The sequence below is a fragment of the Xanthomonas sp. 1678 genome, from assembly GCF_031455575.1.
GTDB lineage: Bacteria > Pseudomonadota > Gammaproteobacteria > Xanthomonadales > Xanthomonadaceae > Xanthomonas_A.
The window spans coordinates 1-3,756 of sequence record NZ_JAVDSZ010000029.1 but is presented as its reverse complement, the minus strand read 5'-3'; the positions used below and the strand labels follow the sequence as shown (position 1 = coordinate 3,756).

General features: G+C 68.3%; 2 protein-coding genes. Both read right to left on the bottom strand.

Annotation, left to right across the window (positions count from 1 at the left end; translation table 11 throughout):
- Nucleotides 1–200, bottom strand: a 200-nt coding sequence (locus tag J2Y70_RS22205) for a hypothetical protein (RefSeq protein WP_309922714.1), incomplete at its 3' end; no start/stop codon positions are given.
- The coding region (locus tag J2Y70_RS22200; protein WP_309922712.1) for an amino acid adenylation domain-containing protein at nt 193–3,756 on the bottom strand (3,564 nt) is incomplete at its 5' end. The genes J2Y70_RS22200 and J2Y70_RS22205, both read right to left, overlap by 8 nt.

Genomic DNA, 3,756 nt, shown 5'->3' with positions numbered 1-3,756 from the left:
GCCGCCCCCGCCGCCGCATCCAGCCGGTCCAGGAACCACAGCCGCTGCTGCGACCACGACAGCGGCAAGGCCTGCGAACGGTCCGCCGGGAGGATGCCTTGCTGCCACGCGCTCGGCTGCTCCTGCCGGGTCCGTGCCTTGATCCGCTTCAGCAGCACTGCACGCTTCAGCCGCTCAAGTTCGGTAGTCTCCTCATTCATCGCTGGGCTCCTGCATCAGCAACTCGCGCAGTTGCTGCTCGGACAATCCATCTATTTCCTTGCGCATGTCGTCCACGTCCGCCCGCGGCAGCGATTGCAGCTGCAGGACATCGAGCAGATCCGCCATCTGTATCAAGGTTGCCTGCTCGAACAGCGATTTGAGCGAGACATCGATATCGAAGCGCTCACGCAGGCGCACCAGCAACTGCACGGCCAGCAGCGAATGTCCGCCCAGATCGAAGAAGTGATCGTGGCGGCCGACACGTTCCAGACCCAGCAACTCTTGCCAGATCTGCGCGATCACCATTTCCGTCGGGCTCTGCGGCGCAACATAGGTCCGGGTCGCCACTGCGCCGGCATTCGGCGCCGGCAGGGCCGACCGGTCCAGCTTGCCGCTCGCGGTCAGCGGCAGCGCGTCCAAGCGCATATAGATCGAGGGCACCATGTACTCGGGCAGCACGCCCTGCAATCGCGCGCGCAGGGCGGCGGGCTCGGATGTGCCGTCCTGATCGCTCACCACATAGGCGAGCAGGCGCTTGCGCTCGTCCTCTCCCTGCGCGAGCACCACCGCCTCGCGCACGCCATCGCAGCGCCGCAACTGCGCCTCGATCTCGCCCAGCTCGATACGGAATCCGCGGATCTTCACCTGATGATCGTTGCGGCCCAGGTACTCGATCGTGCCATCGTCACGCCAGCGGCCCAGATCGCCAGTGCGGTACAGCCGCGCGTCCGGTGAGGAAGCGAACGGATCGGGCACGAAGCGTTCCGCAGTGAGCCCGGGGAGGTTGAGATAGCCGCGGGCGACCGCCACGCCGCCGACGTGCAGCTCGCCGCGGACGCCGATCGGCACCGGCCTCCCAGCGCCATCGAGGATGTGGACCTGGGTGTTGGCGATCGGGCGACCAATCGGCACGCCGGGCTCCACCTCCTCTCCGGTGCAACGGTAAGCGGTCACATCGCCGATCACTTCGGAGGATCCGTAGAAGTTGATCAGCTGCACCTGGGGGTTGCCAGCCAGGACGCGCCGAGCGAGTTGGCTCGGCAGCGCCTCTCCGCTGCAGACGATGTCCCTGAGCGAGGACGGCAACCGCCCGCCGTCCACATCGAGCAGCGCCTTGAGCAGTGAGGGCACCGTGGTCAGGCGCTCGATCCCCCGCTGCGCGATCAACGCGAGCAGGCCATCGGCGGAGCGCAGCGCGGACCCGGGCGCCACTTCCAGCACGGTTCCCGCCAGCAGGGGCGTCAGCGTTTCGGTGATCGAATCGACGAAGCTGCACGAGGTCCGCTGCAGATGAGGGCCGTTGGCGCCGCACGGATACGCCGCTAGCCCCCAGCAGAGCCGATTGACCAGGGCACGGTGCGTGCCGGCGACGCCTTTCGGCTGCCCGGTCGAGCCGGAGGTGTAGATCACATAGGCAAGTTGTGCGGGATCCTCGCCGGCATGGTCCGGGTCGGTGTCGGCATGGGCGGACAGGTCCACCTGCGCCAGGTCCAGGATGGCGCCGCCGCGCCACCCCGACACGGTGTCCGGCACCTCGCCGGCCGTCAGCAGTACGACCGGTGCGCTGTCTTCCAGTAGCCATGCCAGCCGCGCGGCGGGATAGGCAGGATCCAGCGGAACATAGGCGCCGCCGGCCTTCAGGATTGCCAGCATGCCGACCACCGCCCCCAGCCCACGCTGCGCGCACAAGGCCACGCACCGCTCCGGACCGGCCCCCAACTCGCGCAGCCGGTGCGCCAGGCGATTGGACTGCGCATTGAGGTCGCGATAACTCAGTGTGCGCCCTTCGAACACCAACGCCAGCGCATCCGGTTGCCTCGCCGCCTGCGCCTCGAACAGTTCGTGGACCAGCGCGTCGGCCGGGTACTCCGCCTGGGTCGCGTTGAAACGCGCCAGTTGCGCCTGCTCCTGCGCCGGCAGGATCGGCAGTTCGCGCAGCGGCCGCTGCGGCGCATGCGCCAAGGCCTGCACCAACGCGGCCAGCGCGGTCCGCACATAGCCGACCAGCCGCGCCGCATCCAGTCCCGCCGCGCATTGCGCCGAGACCACGAAGCCCTGACCCAGATCATCCACGGACAGCGCGATCGGATAGTTGGTGCGCTCTTCTTCGCGCAGTACCCGCATCCCGTCCCACAGCCCGGGCCCGTCCATCGCCGGCAGGTGCGCATGACTGTGCCGGTAGTTCAACAGGGCCGTGAACAACGGCAGTGCCCGGTCGACCCCGCTGCAGCGTTGTGCCAGCGACAGCGGTGCCTGCTCGTGGGTCAGCAACTCGCCCAGCCGGCGATAGGTTTCGCGCACCGCCGCTTCTACCGTGCTGCCGGCCAACGGCAGGCGCAGCGGCAAGGTATTGATGAACACGCCGATTGCCTGGTCCGCTCCGGCGCTGCCCTGCAGCCGTCCGGACAGCACCGTGCCGAACACCACGTCCTCGTTGCCGGCGCAACGCGCCAGCACCTGCGCCCAGGCCACGTGGAACAGCACCGCCGGCGTCACCGACCACTGCCGCGCCTGCGCCCGCACCGCCCGGGCCAGCGCCGCATCCAGGTCCTCGCGCGCCTCGGCGACATCCGCACCGCCGCCCTGTACGTCCAGCACGTCGAACGGCGCGGTCGGCGCGGTCACGTCGTGCAATTGCGCATGGAAATAGCGCTCGTGCTCGGCCTGCGGCACCGCCCGCCCGTGTGCGATGAAATTGCAATACGGCAGCGGCGGCGGCAAGGCGCGCGGATTGCCCTGCAGCAGCGTGCGCACTTCGCCGAGAATGAGCTGCAGGCTGTAGTTGTCGCTGATCAGGTGATGGTCGAGCAACGCCAGCAACCATTCGCCTGCTGCGGCGTCCGCGATGGCATGCGCCTGCAGCAACGGCGCATGACGGATGTTCATGCGCAGCCGGCGCGGATCGGTCTGTTCGAGCAGTTGCTCCAGGGCGGTACCGCGCGACGTCGGTACGATATCCTGTACCGGCAATGTCGCCTGACGCTGTACCACCTGCACCGGCTCGGGCAGGCCCTCCCAATGCACCGCGCTGCGCAGGATGTCGTGGCGGTCGATCACCTGCTGCAATGCGCCCAGGAACGCATCGAGCCGTTCCCTTGTATCGAACGCCAACACCGACCGCATCACGTAGGCGTCGCCTTCGCGTTGCAGCAGGTGGTGGAACAACAGGCCTTCCTGCAGCGGCGACAACGGATAGATGTCCTGCACGTTGGCCGCTCCGCCAGGCACCGCCGCCACCAGCGCATCGATCTGTGGCTGCGCCAGGTCGACCAGCGGCAGCAGGTCGGGCGTGATCCGGACGCAGTCGGCCGCGATCGGGTTTGCCGGCACAGGCACGGCGAACGGCGTCACAGCGGAGACGTCGATCCGCAACGCCAACTGCGCCACGGTCGGCGCTTCGAACAGGCTGCGCACGTCCACCTCGATTCCCACGTCGCGCAGCCGCTCGATCATCACGACCACCAGCAACGAGTGCCCGCCCAGTTCGAAGAAGTGGTCGTGGCGGCCGACCCGCTCCAGGCCCAGCAGTTCCTGCCACACCTGCGCGATCGCCGC